We start from the raw sequence: 19,198 nt of genomic DNA on the forward strand, positions 1-19,198 counted from the left end.
CGGGGATGTCACCCCGATTTAGTCGGCTATCAACAGGGCTTCGGCAAATCCACGTGCGATGATGGCCTGACGAGCCTGTTCCGCCACGGCCTGATCGCTGAATGATCCCGCCACGACGCGGTAAAGCGTGCGGCCATTGCGCTCGAAACTTTCCACAACCGTATCGCCGCCAAGACGTCGCGCGATGCCATCGGCAAAGGCCCGCTCGTCAAAAGCAATCACCTGCACACGATAGCGCGGCCGCGGAGCCACGGGCCGAACATAGGTCGGCACAGGATTGGCCACAGGTGGCGGAGTTTGTGGTGGCGGAGTTTGGGGCGAAGGCGACTGGGGCGTCAGCACCAGCGGCGCATCTCTCGGCGGCATAACCGGCGGCAATGGCTGCTGCGGAATCGGGACCGTATTGGTCGTGCGGCTCTGCGCGGTCGGACGACGTGACGTGGTCTGCTCGCGGACGACTTCATTATACGGACGCTCGGTCGTAGAACGCGATCCGGAACGACGCGCAGGCTCGGCACGGCCACCGCCTTCGGTCAGCACGACACCACCGCCTGTCCGCGGCGCACGCCCCGCATAGCGAACGCGAACCTCTCCCACTCCGCGCTCCAACAGACCCAAGGCCTCGGCTGCACCGCGCGAAAGGTCGATGATCCGGTTGTCGACAAACGGGCCGCGATCGTTGACCCGCAACAATACCCGCCGGCCATTGGCCGTATTCGTGACCTCGACCATGCTGGGCAAAGGCAGTGTCTTATGCGCTGCGGTCAGGGCGTTCATGTCGAACCGCTCGCCCGATGAGGTCGAACGTCCGTGATGGTACTGTCCGTACCACGACGCCATGCCCGTCTCGTCATAGTTCGGCTGCTCCGCAGGGCGATAGGTACGCCCCCTGATGGTATAGGGACGCATCGTTCCCGAAACGATCGGTGCCGGATCCGTCACCACAGCGATATTCCGAACCGGACCACCCTTCCCACCCGAACCGGCACACGCAGCCAGGGTCAGAGCCGCCGCAAGGACAAGCACATATCGGCCGGCACGCTCGATATGGCGTACAGACACAGACGCGCCGGTAACGACCGGGGTCGGATCGGGGGAAGCAAGCGCCAACTGCATGAAACCATATGGCCAGCTCCTGCTTCCGATATGGTTAACGCCGATTATCCCTTTTCCCTCTTGGGCAATCGCCCCGATGCCGCTATTCACCCCTTCCAACTCTCGTCGGAATCGCTCGGACCCGACGATGAAACGGAAGAGTGGCCGAGCGGTTTAAGGCACCGGTCTTGAAAACCGGCGTAGGTGAGAGCCTACCGTGGGTTCGAATCCCACCTCTTCCGCCATCTATTCCACAACAACTAGTAAGTATAATTAAGCACACACTAGTCATGTTTACTTAAAATCTACATCTTAGACTGAGTAAGTTATGAATATTTCCAATAAAAATGGCTATATACTTTATCAAAATCTCTAAGGTAGGTTTTGGATACTTTAATCCGCGACATTTCCGTGGCTTGCAGCCAAAACTATGTCTCAGCTTCGAATCCATATCTTCCCGCCATCTATTCGCCCGCTAAAGCGGGCTATGCGGAACATCCGAAAATACCCCCGACATTACCGATACTTGCACAGCCCACTCGGGCTATTTGCCGTCTCTGACAACGGCTGTTGGCGCATATCCGCCCCTCATTCTCCCGCCCGTCTCCGTTCGCCCGGGGGCGCTAGGGTTTGGCGTGTCCTTTGCCTGTTAACAGGGAATAACAGGGAATATCGCCTGTGTTTTGATAGTCCGAGCCTGACGCCAAACAGAGAAAACCCCGCCTTAGCGGGGCTTTTCATAGTGCGGCAGCTCATTTCCCTTAAAAATTAACAGGGAAATTAAAACGGCCGAGCAGGGAATAAATCGACCGTATCAGAGATTTAAATCAAGATATCAGGGAGAAGATCAGCCCATAAAAAGAGCCCGCTGATCATCCCAATCCAGCGGCACCTCCTGCCTCATGATGTTTTGCAAAGTCAGACGCTCGTCAGTTAAACCTTCAATGATCTTGGCCTTAATCTCGGGAGCCAGGAAAGCCACCCGAAGCATCCGTGCGGCATAGGTCGGGTTGATATCTTCAGCGCGGGCCAGATCTTCCAGACGAGTCACCTCGCCGTTCAAGAGTTTGCGCTTCCAAGCCTCGGCCCTGACCAAGGCCGAACTGAGGGCGGGATCCAGATGGCGCTTGATTATGGCGTCTGTGCCATTGGGGCCCACCACGGTCAGTCCGCCGCGCTTGGTGATCTGGATCGGACAGAGAATCACCGGTTGGTTCTGCTCCTGATCCAGTTGCGCCAATCTCATCATTCCCGCATCGCTGATAGGGCACTCGGCTATGCGCGCCGGGTCCAGTCTGATCTGCAGCCCCTCGCGCTGGACCTCGATGCGGTCGATCACATCACGCACCTGATCCCAGCTCGGTGATGTCTTGGTCTCCAGCAAGGGAGCCACCGCCTTGAGCACGGCCTCTTCGATTACCGGCGCAGGCACGCGGGGATGCACACCGGCTTCAGACTTGCGCCCCTTCTGAACCGCGGTCGAGACATAGTACCGGTAGGTCGCCCCGCCCTTACGGCTAGCATTGACCGGCGACATCACCTGCCCTGCACTATCAAAGATCATTCCGCACAACGGTGCGCCCGTATGTGCGGGGCGGGCCTTGCCGGGCTTTCGGGTGCGGCGTGTTTCATCCAGCAAGGTCTGCACAGCATCAAAGGTTTCGCGAGAAATGATCGCCTCATGCTGGCCGGGATAGGATTCATCCTTGTGTGGGATCTCGCCAATATAGGTGCGGTTACGCAGCAGGTAGTAGATGGCCCCGCGCTGCAACGGCCCGCCACCGGTCTCGACCTCATGGCGATTAACCCAGCGCTTGGCGCAGATGCCCTTAGCCGAGGCATCCTTGACCATCCGGTGTACCGACTTCACCTCCAGATAGCGGGCAAACATCCAGCGCACCGCCTCGGCTTCTTGTTCGTTGATTTTCAAGGTGCGCCCGTCGGGGTCATAGCCCAGCAGCGGGGTGCCTCCCATCCACAGGCCCTTCTTCTTGGAGGCAATGATCTTGTCGCGGATCCGCTCGCCGGTCACTTCACGCTCGAACTGCGCAAAGGACAACAGCACGTTCAGCGTCAGCCGCCCCATGGAGGTGGTGGTGTTAAAGGCCTGGGTAATGCTGACAAAGCTGGAGCCGGTACGATCCAGCACTTCCACAATCTTGGAGAAGTCGGCCAGCGAGCGCGTCAGGCGATCGACCTTATAGACCACCACCACATCTATCCGCTTGGCCTCGATGTCGGCCATCAGCCGCTTGAGGGCCGGACGCTCCATAGTCCCGCCCGAATATCCGCCATCATCGTAAACCTCCGGCGACAGGGTCCAGCCCTCACCTGCCTGCGAGAGGATGTAGGCCGCGCAGGCATCGCGCTGGGCATGCAGGGAGTTATAGTCCTGTTCCAGCCCCTCTTCGGTGCTTTTGCGGGTATAGATGGCGCAGCGAATGGTCTTGGTTTGCATCAGGCCTGATCCTCGCGCAGACCAAAGAAGCGCGGGCCGTTCCAGCGCGAGCCGGTAATCTTACGGGCAATGGCTGACAGGCTCTTGTAGTTCTGTCCCTTCCAGACATAGCCACCTTCCACTACCTCGACCTGATGGCGCTCGCCCTGCCATTCGCGTTGGAGCAGCGAACCGGTTTTGAAGCTGTGGGCTACCACGGTGGGCTTGGAGCCGGTGCGATGGCGCGCCGCTAACTGCGCCAAACGCTTGTCCAGCGGATGCGATGAGCCCTCCTGTTGCAACCGGTCGGCCAGCGCCCTTCTCATCAGATCGGTCGATCGTAGGGCTGGTGGCTCACCGAACCTCCCACGCCAGACCTGACGCACTTCGTCCAGCGTCATCGTCGCCACCGCTGCGACCAAGGCCTTGATCTGGCTCATTGGGTCACCTCGGTCTTAATGGACCAGTAGCGCATGCCCTCATGCGTGTGGCTTTGGACCTGATAGCCCTTCTTGCGTAGCACGCCGGCGATTGCGCCTCGAACCGAATGCGGTTGCCAGCCTGTGGCATGGGTCATGGCCTTCATCGTGGCCCCACCCTCTTGCTGCAGGAGGGTAATCAGTTGCGCCTGTTTGCTGGGTGCCTTTGCAACCGGTTGCGGCTCTATGTTCTGGAAGGTCAGCATGGTGTTCCTCGGATCGGACGGAGCGGCTTGCCCCTACTGATCCGAGCCCGGCTTGGCCGGGCGGAACACCCGCACTAACGCTCCGATTGCAGCGCTAGTCCACCGGTGTTCAAAAAGATTTTGCTGGCCCCATTGCCAAAGCTTGGGCCGCTTCCCAGCTGTGCCGTGTTGAACTCAGTAAGTCCCTCAGTTGCTCCTCTTGTGATCCCCCTCTTGGCTTCGGTCTGATCTTCCTCTTCTTGGCTCCGGTCTTTTCATTCTCCTTGGCTACGGCCCGTTCGAACAAATGTTTCACCTACTCATAGACGCCAGAGCAGCCGGTGATGCCGGCCTGCCGTCACAACCTCTCTCCCTCTTCGGCTGAGGCGGCATAGTCCTGCAGTGCGGGCGTGCGCCCTCACGCCTGCATAAAAGGACTATGCTCATGACCGTTCCTGCGCACGACGCTCCCGTTCCAGACGCACCCAACCTTCCCGCATCCATTCAGCTGTCGATCGAATATCTGCCGATCACGGCCCTGATTGCGGAAGGTCGCAAACTCAAACTCCACAAAGCCTCCGATATCACCGCACTAGCCAAGGCCATCGAGGTGTTCGGCTTTCTGGTACCGGTCCTGATCGATCAGGACAGCAAGATCATCTCCGGTAATGGCCGTCTGGAAGCCGCCCGCAAAATGGGCCTCCAAGACGTTCCCTGCATTCGCATCCGCCACCTTACACCCGATCAGTTGCGGGTCTTCCGCATTGCCGAGAACCAGCTCGGACAACTAGCCGGCTGGGACACCGAGGCGCTCGGCCTTGAACTGCAAGACCTGTCCAACATCGATCTCGGTTTCAGCCTTGAGGTCACCGGCCTGTCTTCAGCCCGCATCGACAGCCTGATCCTGGAAGGGGATGGCGGCGGCGAGAACGCTGACACCCTGCCCGATCGCCCCCAAAATCCTGTCAGCCGTTTGGGTGATCTATGGCTGCTCGGTGATCACCGGCTTTACTGCGGCGATGCCACAGCGCCCGAGACCATGGCCGCCTTGTTGCAAGGCGATGCGGTGCGCGTGGTGGTCACCGATCCCCCCTATAATGTCGAGGTCGCAGGCCACATCACCGGCTCTGGCAAGCACGAAGAGTTCGTCATGGCCTCTGGCGAGATGAGCGATGACGAGTTCACCCAGTTCCTGACCAAGGTCCTTCTTCGCTCCAGCGAAGCGCTGATAGAAGGCGGTCTTTGCTATTTCTGCATGGACTGGCGTCACATGGCCCACACCCTGGCTGCAGCCAACCATGCAAAGATGGAACTGCTGAACCTGATCGTCTGGGACAAGACGTCTGGTGGTATGGGCAGCTTTTATCGCTCACGCCATGAGCTGATCTTCCTGTTCCGCAAGTCTGGGGCGTCGCACCTCAACCGCGTCGAACTGGGCAAGCACGGGCGTAACCGCGCCAATGTCTGGGCCTATGAAGGCGTCAACGGCTTTGGAGCCAAGAAGGCCAAGGCCCGCGAGATGCACCCGACGGTCAAACCCATGGCCCTGATCCGTGATGCCATCCTCGATAGCTCCAGCCCCGGCGATGTAGTGCTGGACCTGTTTAGCGGTAGCGGCACCACCATCATCGCCTCCGAAGCCAGCCGTCGTCACGGCCGCGCCAGTGAACTGGATCCGCGCTATGTCGATGTCGGGATCATGCGCTGGCAGGACTATACGGGCCGTGCTGCCATCCTGGCCTCCACCGGCCAGACCTTCCAACAGGTACGCCATGAGCGTGAAGAGCAAGCCCAACCGCAGTTGAGCGTGGTGCCGACCGAGCCAAGGGCAGACGCGTCTTCTCCTGTCCTTCCCCAACCTCGTGTGCGTGTTCGCACCCGGGCCCTAGCCGCGTGATGGGAGTGATGTGTCATGTCCCACACCCTCACAGACTATGCGGTCGGATTTGCAAGGCCGCCCAAGGCCCATCAATATACCAAGGGTCAAAGCGGTAACCCCAAAGGCCGGCCCAAGGGCTCACGCAATATGGCCACCCTTCTGAGTGAAGAATTGGATCGCAAGGTTGCCGTCACCGTCGATGGCTTGACCAAGAAGATGTCCAAGCGCCAGATCGCGGTACGCCAACAGGTCGACAAGGCCGTCAAAGGCTGCCCCAAAGCATTCCAGACCCTGCTCAAAATCGAGGCGGAAAGCCCCTCTTCGCTGCTGGAAGAGAACAAGGCGCATCGCCCCAGTGAGATCCAGCCTGCGGGCTATGACGAGATCATCGACGCCTATATGGCCGATCTCGTCTCTTCATCGGGTGAAGGGGGCGCATCATGAGTGCGCTGCCCCTGCCCGCGGAGATTATGGTTCACAGCCTGGCCAGGCGCGAGTTCGAGGTTTTCCTTGAACTCGTGTTTCGTCATCTGAACCCGGACACTCCGCTATCGCGGGGCTGGTATCTGTCGGCCATGTGCCAAGCCTTGCACGAGGTGGCGCAAGGTTATGAGCGCCGCCTGCAGATCACTGTTCCGCCGCGTCACCTGAAGTCGATCATGACCACGGTGGCGTTTCCGGCCTGGCTGCTGGGCCAGCGGCCAGAGACCCGCATCATTTGCGCCAGCTATGGTCAGGAGCTGTCAGCCGCCCTGTCGCGCAGTTTTCGTAAGGTGATCCAGTCGCGCTGGTATAGCGAAGTCTTTCCACAAACTGCCGCCTCCATCATCCGCGATACAGAAGCGGACCTTGGCACGCGCCAAGGCGGTTATCGCTTTGCCACCGCCGTCGGCGGCACAGTCACAGGCATCGGGGCCGACCTGATTATCATTGATGACCTGATGAAGGCACAGGACGCGTCCTATCCGGAAGCGCGGGCCAAGGCACAGCGGTTTGTCGACGAGACCCTGCTGAGCCGTCTCGATAACAAACAGACCGGTGCCGTCATCGCCATCCAGCAGCGACTGCATGAAGATGATGTCTCGGCTCACCTGAGTTCCAAAGGTGGCTATCGCCATCTCGACCTGCCCGCCATTGCCATGCGCGACGAGATCATTCCCTTGTCACGGGGCCGAACCCATAGCCGGCGGATTGGCGATGTGCTCAATCCACAGCGTGAACCACGCGAAGTCCTCGACCAGCTCAAGGCCGAGATGGGCCCGCGTGCCTTTGAAGCCCAGTACCAGCAGAACCCGACACCTTTGGAAGGGGACTATCTGCAATGGGACAAGGTCCAGTTCTACGATGAGGCCCCACCACGCACCCGTCTCAACAAGGTGGTGCACAGTTGGGATGTGGCCTCCTCCAGTGATCCCAAGGCCGACTATTCGGTCGGCACCATCTGGGGACATGACGGCACAAGCTGGCTCTTGCTCGATGTGATACGCCAGCGCCTGCTCTATCCGGACCTGCTGGCCCGTGTGCGGCATGAGCGCAAACTCTGGAAGGCCGATGCCATATTGGTCGAAAAGTCTTCTGTGGGACCGGCCCTGCTGGAAGACCTCGCACGAGACATGCGCGGGATCAGTGATCCCCAACACCATGCCCGTGCCTGTATGCGGGTTGGCATCAACGCCACCCTGCCCAAGGCCGAGCGGTATTTTGCCTCGGTGGAGCGGCTCTATTCCGGCTTTGCCAAACTACCGCGCTCAGCGCCCTGGCGTGATGATCTCCATCGCGAGATGCAGACCTTTCCTGCCGCCCGCTATGACGATCAGGTCGACAGTCTCAGCCAGTTCCTCAACTGGGCTCCCAGTCGTCAGGGTCGCAATATCCTCAAGGATCCCGACATACGTCGCGACGGGCCTCGGCCGCGTTGAAACGAAAACAGCGGCGTCAAACGACGCCGCTGTTGCGTGTCGTGAAGCGGTTTGACGCTTCAGGTCTCATGCGAAGTCCAATTGAAGACAGGCAAACTTCACGGACACCCCAGTGCCAGAATGACATCCGGTAAGGTTCCTACGGGTCGGAGTCTTCAAGGGAAGTGGTGTGGTTATCTGGCGCAACCACTTCTGAACGACTTTGAACACCTGCGACATCATCCGAGGGAGACGCAGGCAGATTAGAGATTCCAAGGAACCACACGAAGAACCACAAAAGCCCCAAAAATCGTGATCGGGCCGAATAACCACAACGAAACAGCAACCAGACAAAGATAAATGGCAGGACCGCTATACCGATAAAAAGGCTCAGACTGACCACACGAGGCTTTTCTCCTTGCAACCGTACCTTCTTGGGAGGCTTTAGTTTTGCAGGGCGCGTTTCCACCTGTTTCTTGATGTCTAGGTAGCTCCCTTTGGTCGCTATCCCCTTAAGCGTCTCGCCTTCCAGCGTGTGAAGCTCAAACGCGACTTTCATGCCGCCACCGACCATGGAACCTACAGCCAGGCCGATAGGCCCCGCTAGGATCATCCCCCATGCCGCGCCCTTCAAGGTGCCGGAGGTGGTACTGTCCACCGAGATCGGCGTAACCCCGATTGCTCCGTACTTTCGGAACTTCCCCTTAGTGTCCGAGAAGGTGATGTTCGAGTAATAGCAAGATGCTGATGCCGTCTCGATCCCAAGATCATCCAGTATGACTTTGAAGCCAGCCACTGCCCCTCCATTGCGTTGAATGACTCATCCTATGAGTCTCTTTGGTGAGGGACTGGTCGCTCAGATGTCGCTGACAAGTCAACCAAAATGAGACTCATCGTCTGTCGCCCGATCAGATGCATTGCTCGCATCTGCCCCTATGGACGTTTGCCAAAAACTCGGACTGCGCGTGCAGCAGCTGCGCCAAGCCAAGGGCTGGTCGCAAGACGAGTTTGCGCATCGCGCAAACCTGCACCGTACCTATGTCTCGGGTGTTGAGCGCGGTATCCGAAACCCCACAATTTCCGTCTTGGAAAAGCTCGCTGCAGGCCTTGAGATCACGCTGAGCGAGTTGGTGGCCCTGGAAGAATAGGTCGCGAGCGGCGATCCAGCACTTCCATGGCTTGCGCCAAGGTTTTGGCATCTTCCAGATAGCTTTGCAGGCAACCCGCCGCGCCGGATAATTCTAGCATATCCAAATCGGACGAAAGCCTCACGGCATACTCGGCCAAATGTCCGGCAAACACGCCCAGCCGAAACTTCGCCTCCAACGCATCAGCGCGGTCGAACATGCCTTGGTACAAATCATCTGAGGTCATGAACGGACTACCGCTCTGGTCGCGGGCGAAGTCCACTCCAAAGTGACGGAACTTCGCATATGCGCCATGAGCTGCCGTCTGCGCCCTTCCAAGAAGGCGAAATTCGCAATAGGAGCGCACGGTGCGTTCGCAGCCCTTGACCGCGCGCCGCACGCCCTCGGCATTGCCCCTCGGATTGAACTTAGCGGTCTGGCGCAGGGGAGCATGATGCTAAACAAGCTCTACAAATATCTCGCTTTCGGCATCCGAGCGCTACGGAACTTGACCGAGGCCGAGGTCCACTAAGCTACGATGTAGCGCGCCGCGAACGGTCCCACTACGAACGCCGCAAGCTTGACTTGTACAGCGCGTGCGGCCCAATTACCGATGGGGGGCGGTAGCATGGCTGATTCACGGTTCGAATATATTGGCAGTCGTCCGAAGCCTTCGGCCAACGCCTTGTTCGACATTGTATTCGTTCACGGCATTACCGGCGACTGTTTTGGAACCTGGACCCATTCAAATGGGGAGTACTGGCCAAAATGGGTCGCGGGCGACTTCGAAAATGTGAACGTCTATTCGGCGGGATACGATTCCTCCCTGGTCGGCAGCCTCAAAAAGGGCGCCGGCGCTAGTCTGTCAGACCGCGCCACCATACTCCTCGACCGCCTCGCCAATCGGGTTGCGCCCCATAGGCCGCTCGTCTTCATCACCCACAGTTTGGGCGGCCTCATCGTCAAACAGATGCTGCGCAAAGCCCAGGACGCATCGAGCGACCGCCGCAAGCGGGTCGGCGGGCTTACACGCGCCACGGTCTTCATCGCGACCCCACACTCGGGATCGCAACTCCCCAAGGCTGTAAATACGCTTCTTCGCATAGCTACATCCAAGTCTATCCGAGAGCTGGAATATAAAGCAGACGCGCTGATTGATCTCGCGCAGTGGTTCAGCACTTACGCGACGAACAATCAGATCAAGGTCGAGTCGTATTATGAGGTCGAAAAGTACCTCGGCAACCTGATCGTCGACCAGGTCACAGCAAACCCGAACGTCTTCGGCTGCGGTCCGGTCGCCATACAGGCCGACCACGTCACCATCACCAAGCTCGAAAATCGCGACGCCCAGCTTTACCAGTCCGTCTGCGGCTTTCTGCAGGCCCTGTTGGAAGAAATCCAAGCCTCGGGCGGGGGGGCTGGCAGCAGTGGCGACGACGAGATTGCCGGAGATTTCGCTGCCTACACGACCCAAGCTCCCGCCGACCGGCGCAGCCTAGCTCAAAAGCTCACAGATGCGGAGCGCGCTCACCTAATCACACGAGCCGAAGCCCAGAAGGAGCGTTTTGCGATGACACTCCAGCGCAACATTGCCCAACCAGCAGCTGTCCGGCGCTATACGCGCCTGATGTCAAACGTCGAAACGCGCTTCCACCGGCACATCGCGCCGCTGATTGCGAATGGCGCGGATAATCAGACCGTAGATGCAGCGCTCCAGGATCAGGTGCTGGACGCAGCGCTGAAAGCCGATGATGCCGACGGAGCCGACGGTACGTCCGCCCTTGTCGACCGGGCTTTCTACTACTTGGCGGGCAACTGCCACGTGAGTTGGGACAATGGCTAGCTTCCGGCTCTGGCACCCCTCGAGGGACGCGTACCATTGCGCCTTCCGTTTTATGCGCCTTCTAGTCGCGAAGAACGGGACGCTGGAGATCGAACGCCTCCGCATCCTCGATATGTATCTGCTCTACCCTTCGCTGCTCCATAAGGCTTCGATGCCGCAGGACACGAAGAAACTCTTTCGCGAGCTCGCTATCGCCGCGCCCGACAAAATCTTTGTACGCCTTCCTAGCTCGGCTGCGGTCTTTCAGGACCTTCGCCTCTATCAGAACTCGGCGATCACACAGCTCATGGCTCGCGGGCTGTTCTCGACAGACGACCTTAAGAGGCGAATTGCATCCCCGCCCAACGCGGGCTGGCCCGATCAGCTGGTACAGCGAGCACAAAACAAGAATGCCGAAGACGGAGGGCTAACTTCGTTCCTCGTCGGCACCTTCTCTGAGATCCCCCTTACGGGCCGCGACAGCATCTATCGCAAAGCCGGCCTCCCGACCCGATCAATCGCGACATGACCGCCAGACTCAAAATCAACCGGCTTAGCGTACACCGAGGCAAGCACGTCCTTTACGATCAGGCGTTTCATGCTGGCGTGAACATAATCCACGGCGACAACGGCTCGGGTAAGAGCACGATCGCCGACTTCATATATTTCGGGCTCGGCGGCGACGTCCGCGAGTGGCGCGACGAAGCGGGCCTCGCAGACTATGTGTTGTTGGAGGTTGGCGCGGGCGACTCCGTTCTTACCCTACGGCGCGACGTTTCCACTGTTGGCCTGCGCCCAATGGCGATCTACTTCGGCGGATACGATAGTGCCGTAAAGGGTGACATGCGTGAATGGGACACGTTCCCATATCAACGCTCCGAGGACGGCTACAGCTTCAGCCAAGTGCTATTCACCGCCATCGGCATACCTGAGGCGATTAGTGATGGCGTAAGCAACATCACCATGCATCAGCTGCTACGGGTGCTCTACTCGGATCAGTTGACCCCGATCCAACGCATCTTCCGAGTTGAGCCGTTCGACACATGGCAAACTCGCCAGGCGGTCGGCGATTTACTTTGCGGGCTCGGCGGCTACGACCTCTACGCTATGCAGCTGATCCTGCGAGATCTGTCGAAAGATCATGCCGATATTTCGACGCGTTTGCGGAGCTTGATCAGCGTCGCGAGTAGCTATGGCGATAAAGTCCTAGTCGAGTTCGTTGAAGCGACGCTGAGCAACACCGTCAAGGAACGCGATGATCTGCATACCCAGTTGATGGCGCTGCTCGGCGACGCCGACGAGGCGATGTCCAGCACGGAAGCCGACAAGCTGGTTCGTACCCAGCGCAAAGAACTTTCCAAGGCCAAGGCCGCAGTTGCAACATTGAACGACCAGATCGAGACCTTGGAGTTCGAACTGGCCGACGCCGACCAGTTCATTGACCACCTGCGTATCGCGGTGAACGATTTCGACGACGCTTCCTCGGCCTTTTTCGCTCTGGGCGCGGTGCGGTTCGAATTCTGCCCGTCCTGCTTTGCGCCAGTCAAAGGCCACGATCATGGTGAGACCGCTTGCCACCTTTGCGGCGTGCAACACGACAAGGCCGAGGACGAAACAAGAGCTCTCGCGGTCAAACTGGACCTTGAGATGCAGATCAATGAATCCCTATCGCTGCAGACCGAGCGGCAAGAACGCCTCGTCGAGCTCCGATCGCAGCTTCGCAGCGCGAACGCTCGATTGAAGGCGGCCACCGCAGCCAGTGAGCTTGGACGAAGAGGCGCGGCTTCGAAACACGACAACCTCATCGCCGACATCAGCCGGAAGATTGGCTTCCTTGACAGCCAGATTTACCAGCTCAATCACCGCGTCGCGCTGGCAGAGGAAATCGCCACCCTCACCGCGGAGAAAGAGCAACTCAACGAGCGCATCAGCCGGTTGAAGGCTCAGATCGAAACGACGAGCGACGCCCAGACGCGACGCAAGCATATCGCCTACACCGCTGTCTCAGAAAACGTCAAAAGACTCATCGCCAAGGACCTGCCCGAACACAACGACTATGGGGATGTTCGGTCGTTTTCGTTCGATTTCGCGGGCGATTGGATGGCGATCAATGGCGACAAGAACCGGGTCGGCAGCGCCAGCGGCATGGTGGTCTTGAAGAACAGCTTCCTTTTGAGCCTTTTCATATCCTCGCTGAACGACGCGCAATTCAATCTTCCACGCTTCATGCTGATGGATAACATCGAAGACAAGGGAATGGTCCAGGAGCGCTCTTGGAATTTCCAGCGCCTGATCGTGAAGGCCAGCGAAGCCTCCAAGGCCGATCACCAGATCATCTTCTCGACCTCGAAGATTGCCCCGGAACTCGAAGGAAGCGCCCACGTCATCGGCGGAAAATACACCAAACAGCGACGCACCCTCCGCATCGGAAATTAGTTGGCCACGGCGAGACACCATGACCATCCAAGCTGCCATAGAGCCGACCTTACCAAGGTCGCCTTAGAGCCCTTCTCGGAATCTTTGAAGGTCCGCTTTTGGGTAAACGCCCCTGCCCTTTTGCGCCTAAGGACCATTCCAAGAAATCCTACAGTCAGTTCGAATACGGTTCGCTCCGCCTGAGCGGCTGCCTCGACAGTTTCGTCTGTAAAGTTTTCAAAACTGCCACCACGTCTGAAGTAGCACGCAGCCAAGCCAACGCGCCAAATCTCGGTTCAAAAAATATAGCTTAGCCTTATCGTCTCTCAGAGTGCTTATAAAGACGTAGAAAGGTCGAAAATTCATCAACACCGGAAAATCAGAGTGCCAAACAAGCACTCTGACCAAGTCATTTCAGCAATCAGGGGCGCAAAAGAACCTTGCCGGTCTTGCCCGGGGTCAAGGACGCCTTAACAGCCTCGGAAATCTGGGCGAGATCAAACACAGCCTCGACCGACAGCTTTAATTCTCCTGATACAACCAGTTGAAGAAGCTCGCCGATCAAAGCGGCCCGTTTGGGTGCGGGCATGGCAGCGCTGACTTTCGAGCCCCAGAACCCCTTAACCACGGCCTGTTTGAAGATAACGTCGCCGGAAGGGATCTGCATGGGCTCACCGCCCATGGTTCCGAACGAAACAAGCAGCCCGTTCTCGCCCAGCAAGCCTATCAGGTCGCTGCTGGCCTTGCCGCCAATAGAGTCAACGGCAGCTTTAATAGAGGCATCTCCCACAAGGCTGCGAACCGTGTCCTTCCACGATCCGGATGCTGTGGAAACAGCATTACCGATACCGACGAGGGCCAACTCCTCGATTCCTGCATCACGGCGAACCAGGTTCACGACATTAATCCCGCGTGCCTTCGCCAACATGGCAAGCGTTTTGCCGACCGCCCCATTGGCAGTGTTCTGGATCACCCAGTCACCGCTTTCTACGCCAAGGAAATCAAGCAGGGTGATCGCGCTGAAAGGCATGGCAATCAGTTGGGCGGCCGCTTCATCGGGGATAGCATCGGGCAGCGGCACCAAACCGCCCGCAGATGCCAGAAAATACTCTGCCCAGCTTCCGTGAACACCGGCAACAGCCACACGCTGCCCCACAGAAATGCCCGTCACATCGGGCCCCAGCGCATCCACCACACCTACGGCCTCGCTGCCACCGATGGCAGGCAGATCCGGTTTGTAACCATACTGCCCGCGCACCGTCCAAAGGTCGTGGTTATGAATAGGAGACAGTATAGTCTTGATCCTCACCTGCCTTGGGCCAGGCTCCGGAACGGCACTCTTCGCCAGCGCGAGAACCTCGGCGGGTTCGCCGAATGTCTGGTGGACAGCACTACGCATGTCGCTCTCCGGTCTTTTAAAGTGCAGTCACGTGCAGGCGCACATCGACATTGTTGCGTGTCGCATTCGAATACGGACACGCATGATGCGCAGCCTCGACAAGCTTCTCAGACTGTTCGGTGTCGATGCCGGTGGTCTCGACGTAGATATCAATATCGAGTGCGTAGCCCCCATCACTGCGCTGACCGATGCCGACCTCGACCGAGGTCTTGCTGGTGACTTCCAGCTTCATCTGCCCTGCGATCATCGACAGGGCGCTGTCAAAGCAGGCCGCATAGCCAAGGGCAAACAACTGCTCGGGGTTGGCACCGACTTCGCCCGTTCCGGGGCGCGCCAGATCAAACGACAGACCACCATCATCAAGCGCGGTGTGTCCTGAACGTCCACCGGTCGCAGTGGCACGGGTTTTGTAGAAAATCTTCATCGTTCAATCCTCGGAGCTGAACTGGAATGAAACCTGTTTAGCCCCCGGACAACGAGAGACCAGTCACATAAGCTTGAGGCTCGTAAGACACGGGTCCGCACTTAACGTGCAGACACCCTTTCACCGTGCCAGATATGGGTCTCTAGCAGAGAAGCAGCCATGTTGTAATCGCCGCTTTCCAGACACTCATAGATACGCTGGTGATCATTGCTGTACCCCGGCTTCCAGCCTTCAGGACTGCCGTGGCGCAGAGCATTGCGCGAGAAAGCAATGTTGAGATCCCTGACCGCATCCACCAGCCGCGGCATCAGCGACAACTCGGCCAGCGCCACATGAAAAGCCCGGTTGGAAGCCTCCCACGCCACCAGATCGGTTGCCTGATCCCCGGCAACCAGAGCTTCCTTGACCTTGGCCAGTTGTTTGGGCGCCAGTCTGCCCGACAACGTTCGCAGCCCCATAACTTCTAGCGCGCTTCTCATGCGCGCGATTTCGCGTGTATCCCCGCTTCCCAACGGGGCCACCCTCATGCCGCGGCGCGGTTCGCTAAAAGCAAGCTTGCGGATTTCAAGGCGCAGAAAAGCTTCGCGAATTGGCACATGACTGGTGTTGAACTCATGCGCAAACACCTCCTGCCGCAGGCGCTCTCCCGGCTTCAAATCGCCAATGATGATGCGCTGGGCCAGCTCGTCCGCGATACGTTCAGCCAAAGTCGGTTCACGCATTATCGATAATCTATGGCGTTTTTGAATGACATAATGGCTGCCATGCTCCAGCTAGACGCAACTTGTCAAAGTTCTTCTGGATTTTATCGATAATGATCAAGCTTGATCGCCAATCCCTTCTCTGCGCCGGAGCGGCAATCCCGATCCTCGTTTCGTCGGCCAGCGCATCGGCGAACAATGATCCCGTGCGTTCGGTTCAAGTAGAAGACATCGTCGTCACAGGGTCGCGTTTATCTGGCGCAGAACGACTGACAAACGTAGAGATCCTTGGCCAGAAAGAACTTCAGGCAGCCGGCATTACAGACCTGTCCCAGATCACGCGCCTGATCGGAGCCAACTCAGGATCGGAAAATCTCGTCGATCAACTCAATAATCCGCAAAGCTCGGGCACGGCACAGATCAACCTGCGCAACCTCGGTCTGGGCTCTACACTCGTGCTTGTTGACGGCCAGCGGTGGACCAACAGCGCCGTTGTGGCGACGGACGGATCGGCTTTTGTAGATATTAATTCCCTGATCCCGACCATCGCCCTTCAGCGTGTCGAGGTCGTGAAAGACGGCGCTTCTGCGATTTATGGCTCGGATGCCGTCGCGGGCGTCGTCAACTTCATCAGCCGCAAGACTGTCGACCGTCCAGAACTACGCGCAAAATATGCCACGAATGACGGATCGGACGAGAGCGTTATCGAAGGCATCGGCGGCTTCGATCTTTTTGACGGGCACCTGATCCTGGCCGCATCCCATTTCCATCGCTCGGCACTTGGGTCCGACGAACGTGACTTCACACAAGCCGAGCGATACGGGCGGGCCAGCTGGAGCGCGGTCAGCAGCTATGGACAGCCGGGATCCTATTACCGCCCCTCTAGCGGTGCCTATGTTGCCGATGCCGACTGCGATAACCCTGCCTTTGTCGGCAGCTATCGCAACACTCCAGAAGACCCCTTCTGTCGTCTGGATTATTCCGACTTCTTTGATCTGACGCCTGAAGAAACCCGCACCCAGATTTTTGCGGATTATCGCAAGGATGCGGGCGAGGTTTCCTATTGGGGGCAAGCCGCATGGGCCTCGACGCATACGCGCGCAAGACAGACCCCTTCCCTGCCGATCCTGTCGCGTACGCTCACAATACCGGAACTCCATCCCGATAATCCTTATGGCGAAGACGTGCTGTTCCGCGGTCGTCTGATAGGGGGAATTGCAGGCGCCTCTACGGCCAGGTTTGACTATCAGACATGGCGCATAGCCGCAGGAGCCTCTGGCCATCTCAATGACGCATGGAACTGGTCTTTCGAAACCACAGCCAGTCGTCAGGATGTCCGCTACAGCAAGCCCGATGTTATTGGCAGCGCCCTACAGGACGCTCTTGAAGGATTTGGCGGCGCAGACTGCTCGCGCCTTACCGGATCAGCGGGTGTCGGCAACTGCCAGTTCTATAATCCGTTTGGTAGCGCCCTTCTGGGAACCGGGACACCAAACAGCACTGCACTGCTTGAAACTCTGGCCGGAGAAACCCGACTGGACGGCAGCGCAGACCTCGTAACAGCCGAAGCCCGTATGGACGGCCGCGTCGGGGAATGGAACGCGGCAACGCTGGACCTTGCACTGGGCCTGCAATATCGAACCAGTGGTTTTCGTCACAACTGGAACGATCAGGTCAATTCAGGCGACCTGCTCACCGCAGGATATGCCCCTGATTTTGACGGCACTCAGGACACGTTTGCGGCTTTTGCCGAAACCCGGCTGAAGGTTTCCGATAATATCGAAGCGCTGCTGGCCGCCCGTTACGAAACCTATGACGGGTCTTCAGGCAAACTCAGCCCGAAACTGGCCCTGCGCTGGGATGCTATGGAATCTCTGGCTCTGCGCGGATCATGGGGACGCGGGTATCGCGCGCCATCGGTTTACACCACACAAGGGGCGCAAGCCGCACAGCCGTCCATCTTCGACAGAGGCAGCTATATTTTTGCGAACACCCTCACATCCGGCAATCCGGACCTCGAGCCAGAAACCTCCGAGCATCTGACTTTAGGTGCAGTATGGAGACCTGTACGCGGTCTGGAACTCTTGCTTGATGGCTGGAAGTTCGACTACAGCAACCTTGTCATCAAGGAAGCCCCCCAACCGATCATCGATCAGGCCGCCGCAGATGATGCAGCCGGTTTAACGGGCACCGCCGCTCAACAGCGTGTGAAACGCAGCGCCAATGGCGCGATTAGCATGGTGCAGCTCTATTTCATCAATGCCTCGTCAATAGAGACATCAGGCCTTGATGTATCCGCCCGTTACAGCCGCCCGATTGGCAATGGTCATTTCAGTGCTGGCGCGACCTGGACGATGGTGGACACCTACGACATCCGTATCAGCGGATCAGGCGCGTCAATCTCAGGTGTTGGCTCGACAAACCTGAACACACTGGGACGCTCCCTGCCTAAGAACCGCGGAGAGTTCATGGCTTCGTGGCAAAACCAGACCCACGCCATTACGGCCTTGTTGCACTACACCAGTGGCTACAAAAACGATCGGGCCGGCATTACCGACACCTCGATCGCCAGCCAGACAACCGCCGATATACATTACACCTACAGCGTCAGTGACGATCTTGAACTGGGCCTGGGCATCATAAACATTGCCGACAAAGCCCCGCCTCTGAGCCAGCACTTCCTGGGCTATGATCCGGTAACGGCTGACCCGCGCGGACGCATTACCAGCATCAGTCTGACAAAGCGTTTCTAGAACATCTGGGCGTTTCTAGAACATCTGGCGGGGTTGCGCGCAATGGCCGCGCAGCCCTTCGCCATTTCGACAATCACGTTAAACCGACACCACTGCGAGACTGGTCCGACCACTAGCGAACAGGTCGACCGTCGCGTGTGCAAATCCCTTCAGCAATAAGCCGCTCGCTGAACAGGCGTCCTTGTTCGGTGACATAGGCCGTCGCAGCTGCCCGACCCTGCGTGCGATCGATTTGCGCAAAACGTGCTTCCATCGCTCGTCTTTCAGCCGCAGGAAAAGCATCGGGAGAACATGGATTATCGCTTGCCGGTGCAGAGCGCGTTGTCTCGCCGTTGCGTGATTGTCTGTTCCGCTCCTCGCGCTCGCGCTGATAACGATCATTCGGAAACAGATAGCCCGGACTGGCGGTCGTAACGGGAGGAACCGGAGTCTGCGCTGTGGCCACTGATGCCATCGCGGTGGATAGAAGACAGGCCCCGACAGCAACTGACATCATTTTAACAATCATGCCCAAAATACTCCTTTTCAAAATCAGGGAATAAACGGTGCTGTCAGGATAACTAAGCGAAGTCGAAAGATCCCTA

At 58.2% G+C, this 19,198-nt stretch carries 18 protein-coding genes and 1 tRNA gene; 9 read left to right on the top strand and 10 right to left on the bottom strand.

The window, feature by feature from the left end:
• Window positions 1-18: 18 nt before the first annotated feature.
• The gene (locus B3H86_RS09370) at window positions 19-1,116 is read right to left on the bottom strand and encodes a septal ring lytic transglycosylase RlpA family protein (protein ID WP_292053223.1); all 1,098 of its coding nucleotides are present in this window, start codon (window positions 1,114-1,116) and stop codon (window positions 19-21) included.
• Window positions 1,117-1,250: 134 nt separating this feature from the next.
• On the opposite strand from B3H86_RS09370, the gene B3H86_RS09375 reads away from it, so the two are divergent.
• Window positions 1,251-1,340: transfer RNA gene (locus B3H86_RS09375), tRNA-Ser, on the top strand.
• Between the two features lie 602 nt (window positions 1,341-1,942).
• Here B3H86_RS09375 and B3H86_RS09380 read toward each other — a convergent pair.
• Genes B3H86_RS09380 through B3H86_RS09390 form a run of 3 tightly spaced genes read right to left on the bottom strand, consistent with a single transcriptional unit; the run spans window position 1,943 to window position 4,217 of the window.
• On the bottom strand, window positions 1,943-3,553 hold the full coding sequence (locus B3H86_RS09380; RefSeq protein WP_292053224.1) for a recombinase family protein: 1,611 nt from the start codon (window positions 3,551-3,553) through the stop codon (window positions 1,943-1,945).
• Window positions 3,553-3,972 (bottom strand): DUF2924 domain-containing protein, encoded by a 420-nt coding sequence (locus tag B3H86_RS09385; protein WP_292053225.1) that lies wholly within the window; start codon window positions 3,970-3,972, stop codon window positions 3,553-3,555. The genes B3H86_RS09380 and B3H86_RS09385 overlap by 1 nt, the downstream gene beginning before the upstream one ends.
• A complete protein-coding gene (locus B3H86_RS09390; RefSeq protein WP_292053227.1) occupies window positions 3,969-4,217 on the bottom strand; it encodes a DUF3489 domain-containing protein in 249 nt (82 codons plus the stop codon). The genes B3H86_RS09385 and B3H86_RS09390 overlap by 4 nt, the downstream gene beginning before the upstream one ends.
• A 424-nt stretch (window positions 4,218-4,641) precedes the next feature.
• Here B3H86_RS09390 and B3H86_RS09395 point away from each other — a divergent pair, with 424 nt between their 5' ends.
• Genes B3H86_RS09395 through terL form a run of 3 tightly spaced genes read left to right on the top strand, consistent with a single transcriptional unit; the run spans window position 4,642 to window position 7,994 of the window.
• Window positions 4,642-6,093 carry a site-specific DNA-methyltransferase gene (locus tag B3H86_RS09395; protein ID WP_292053229.1) on the top strand — a complete coding sequence of 484 codons (1,452 nt, stop codon included), beginning with the start codon at window positions 4,642-4,644 and terminating at the stop codon, window positions 6,091-6,093.
• 15 nt (window positions 6,094-6,108) lie between these two features.
• Entirely contained in the window at window positions 6,109-6,519 is a 411-nt protein-coding gene (locus B3H86_RS09400) for a DUF5681 domain-containing protein (RefSeq protein WP_292053231.1), read from the top strand.
• Window positions 6,516-7,994, top strand: a complete 1,479-nt coding sequence (gene terL, locus B3H86_RS09405; protein WP_292053233.1) for a phage terminase large subunit — start codon at window positions 6,516-6,518, stop codon at window positions 7,992-7,994. Before B3H86_RS09400 ends, terL begins: the two co-directional genes overlap by 4 nt.
• Window positions 7,995-8,133: 139 nt before the next feature.
• Here terL and B3H86_RS09410 read toward each other — a convergent pair whose 3' ends face one another.
• On the bottom strand, window positions 8,134-8,769 hold the full coding sequence (locus B3H86_RS09410; RefSeq protein ID WP_292053234.1) for a hypothetical protein: 636 nt from the start codon (window positions 8,767-8,769) through the stop codon (window positions 8,134-8,136).
• A 139-nt stretch (window positions 8,770-8,908) separates the two neighbouring features.
• Here B3H86_RS09410 and B3H86_RS09415 point away from each other — a divergent pair, with 139 nt between their 5' ends.
• Window positions 8,909-9,121, top strand: a complete 213-nt coding sequence (locus B3H86_RS09415; RefSeq protein ID WP_292053248.1) for a helix-turn-helix domain-containing protein — start codon at window positions 8,909-8,911, stop codon at window positions 9,119-9,121.
• Here B3H86_RS09415 and B3H86_RS09420 read toward each other — a convergent pair.
• Window positions 9,087-9,347 carry a hypothetical protein gene (locus B3H86_RS09420; RefSeq protein ID WP_292053236.1) on the bottom strand — a complete coding sequence of 87 codons (261 nt, stop codon included), beginning with the start codon at window positions 9,345-9,347 and terminating at the stop codon, window positions 9,087-9,089. The two genes, B3H86_RS09415 and B3H86_RS09420, sit on opposite strands and share 35 nt — an antisense overlap.
• A 381-nt stretch (window positions 9,348-9,728) precedes the next feature.
• Between B3H86_RS09420 and B3H86_RS09425 the strand changes: the two genes are divergently transcribed.
• From B3H86_RS09425 to B3H86_RS09435, 3 genes are read left to right on the top strand one after another with little or no spacing between them, the layout of a single operon-like run.
• Complete coding sequence (locus B3H86_RS09425; RefSeq protein WP_292053238.1) at window positions 9,729-10,943, top strand: ABC-three component system protein; 1,215 nt, start codon at window positions 9,729-9,731, stop codon at window positions 10,941-10,943.
• Window positions 10,936-11,451, top strand: a complete 516-nt coding sequence (locus B3H86_RS09430) for an ABC-three component system middle component 5 (RefSeq protein WP_312820793.1) — start codon at window positions 10,936-10,938, stop codon at window positions 11,449-11,451. Before B3H86_RS09425 ends, B3H86_RS09430 begins: the two co-directional genes overlap by 8 nt.
• On the top strand, window positions 11,448-13,358 hold the full coding sequence (locus B3H86_RS09435) for an AAA family ATPase (protein WP_292053241.1): 1,911 nt from the start codon (window positions 11,448-11,450) through the stop codon (window positions 13,356-13,358). Before B3H86_RS09430 ends, B3H86_RS09435 begins: the two co-directional genes overlap by 4 nt.
• Window positions 13,359-13,758: 400 nt before the next feature.
• On the opposite strand, the gene B3H86_RS09440 is transcribed toward B3H86_RS09435, so the two are convergent.
• The 3 genes from B3H86_RS09440 to B3H86_RS09450 form a co-directional block, all read right to left on the bottom strand.
• The gene (locus B3H86_RS09440) at window positions 13,759-14,736 is read right to left on the bottom strand and encodes a zinc-binding dehydrogenase (RefSeq protein WP_292053243.1); all 978 of its coding nucleotides are present in this window, start codon (window positions 14,734-14,736) and stop codon (window positions 13,759-13,761) included.
• Window positions 14,737-14,752: 16 nt separating this feature from the next.
• Complete coding sequence (locus B3H86_RS09445) at window positions 14,753-15,160, bottom strand: organic hydroperoxide resistance protein (protein ID WP_242915582.1); 408 nt, start codon at window positions 15,158-15,160, stop codon at window positions 14,753-14,755.
• 101 nt (window positions 15,161-15,261) lie between these two features.
• On the bottom strand, window positions 15,262-15,882 hold the full coding sequence (locus B3H86_RS09450) for a GntR family transcriptional regulator (protein ID WP_242915584.1): 621 nt from the start codon (window positions 15,880-15,882) through the stop codon (window positions 15,262-15,264).
• Between the two features lie 92 nt (window positions 15,883-15,974).
• On the opposite strand from B3H86_RS09450, the gene B3H86_RS09455 reads away from it, so the two are divergent.
• Complete coding sequence (locus tag B3H86_RS09455; RefSeq protein ID WP_292053245.1) at window positions 15,975-18,614, top strand: TonB-dependent receptor domain-containing protein; 2,640 nt, start codon at window positions 15,975-15,977, stop codon at window positions 18,612-18,614.
• Between the two features lie 112 nt (window positions 18,615-18,726).
• Here B3H86_RS09455 and B3H86_RS09460 read toward each other — a convergent pair.
• Window positions 18,727-19,198, bottom strand: a 472-nt coding sequence (locus tag B3H86_RS09460) for a hypothetical protein (RefSeq protein ID WP_292053246.1), incomplete at its 5' end; no start/stop codon positions are given.

The sequence above is a fragment of the Brevundimonas sp. UBA5866 genome, assembly GCF_002432125.1.
Taxonomy (GTDB): domain Bacteria; phylum Pseudomonadota; class Alphaproteobacteria; order Caulobacterales; family Caulobacteraceae; genus Brevundimonas.

Excerpts from the sequence above, each read along its gene's own strand:
- B3H86_RS09380 (WP_292053224.1), bottom strand. The coding sequence starts at position 3,553 with ATGCAAACCAAGACCATTCGCTGCGCCATCTATACCCGCAAAAGCACC.
- B3H86_RS09420 (WP_292053236.1), bottom strand. The coding sequence starts at position 9,347 with ATGACCTCAGATGATTTGTACCAAGGCATGTTCGACCGCGCTGATGCG.
- B3H86_RS09425 (WP_292053238.1), top strand. The coding sequence starts at position 9,729 with ATGGCTGATTCACGGTTCGAATATATTGGCAGTCGTCCGAAGCCTTCG.
- B3H86_RS09455 (WP_292053245.1), top strand. The coding sequence starts at position 15,975 with ATGATCAAGCTTGATCGCCAATCCCTTCTCTGCGCCGGAGCGGCAATC.
- B3H86_RS09450 (WP_242915584.1), bottom strand. The coding sequence starts at position 15,882 with ATGCGTGAACCGACTTTGGCTGAACGTATCGCGGACGAGCTGGCCCAG.
- B3H86_RS09415 (WP_292053248.1), top strand. The coding sequence starts at position 8,909 with ATGGACGTTTGCCAAAAACTCGGACTGCGCGTGCAGCAGCTGCGCCAA.
- B3H86_RS09445 (WP_242915582.1), bottom strand. The coding sequence starts at position 15,160 with ATGAAGATTTTCTACAAAACCCGTGCCACTGCGACCGGTGGACGTTCA.
- B3H86_RS09385 (WP_292053225.1), bottom strand. The coding sequence starts at position 3,972 with ATGAGCCAGATCAAGGCCTTGGTCGCAGCGGTGGCGACGATGACGCTG.
- B3H86_RS09390 (WP_292053227.1), bottom strand. The coding sequence starts at position 4,217 with ATGCTGACCTTCCAGAACATAGAGCCGCAACCGGTTGCAAAGGCACCC.
- terL (WP_292053233.1), top strand. The coding sequence starts at position 6,516 with ATGAGTGCGCTGCCCCTGCCCGCGGAGATTATGGTTCACAGCCTGGCC.
- B3H86_RS09370 (WP_292053223.1), bottom strand. The coding sequence starts at position 1,116 with ATGCAGTTGGCGCTTGCTTCCCCCGATCCGACCCCGGTCGTTACCGGC.
- B3H86_RS09440 (WP_292053243.1), bottom strand. The coding sequence starts at position 14,736 with ATGCGTAGTGCTGTCCACCAGACATTCGGCGAACCCGCCGAGGTTCTC.
- B3H86_RS09430 (WP_312820793.1), top strand. The coding sequence starts at position 10,936 with ATGGCTAGCTTCCGGCTCTGGCACCCCTCGAGGGACGCGTACCATTGC.
- B3H86_RS09400 (WP_292053231.1), top strand. The coding sequence starts at position 6,109 with ATGTCCCACACCCTCACAGACTATGCGGTCGGATTTGCAAGGCCGCCC.
- B3H86_RS09395 (WP_292053229.1), top strand. The coding sequence starts at position 4,642 with ATGACCGTTCCTGCGCACGACGCTCCCGTTCCAGACGCACCCAACCTT.
- B3H86_RS09435 (WP_292053241.1), top strand. The coding sequence starts at position 11,448 with ATGACCGCCAGACTCAAAATCAACCGGCTTAGCGTACACCGAGGCAAG.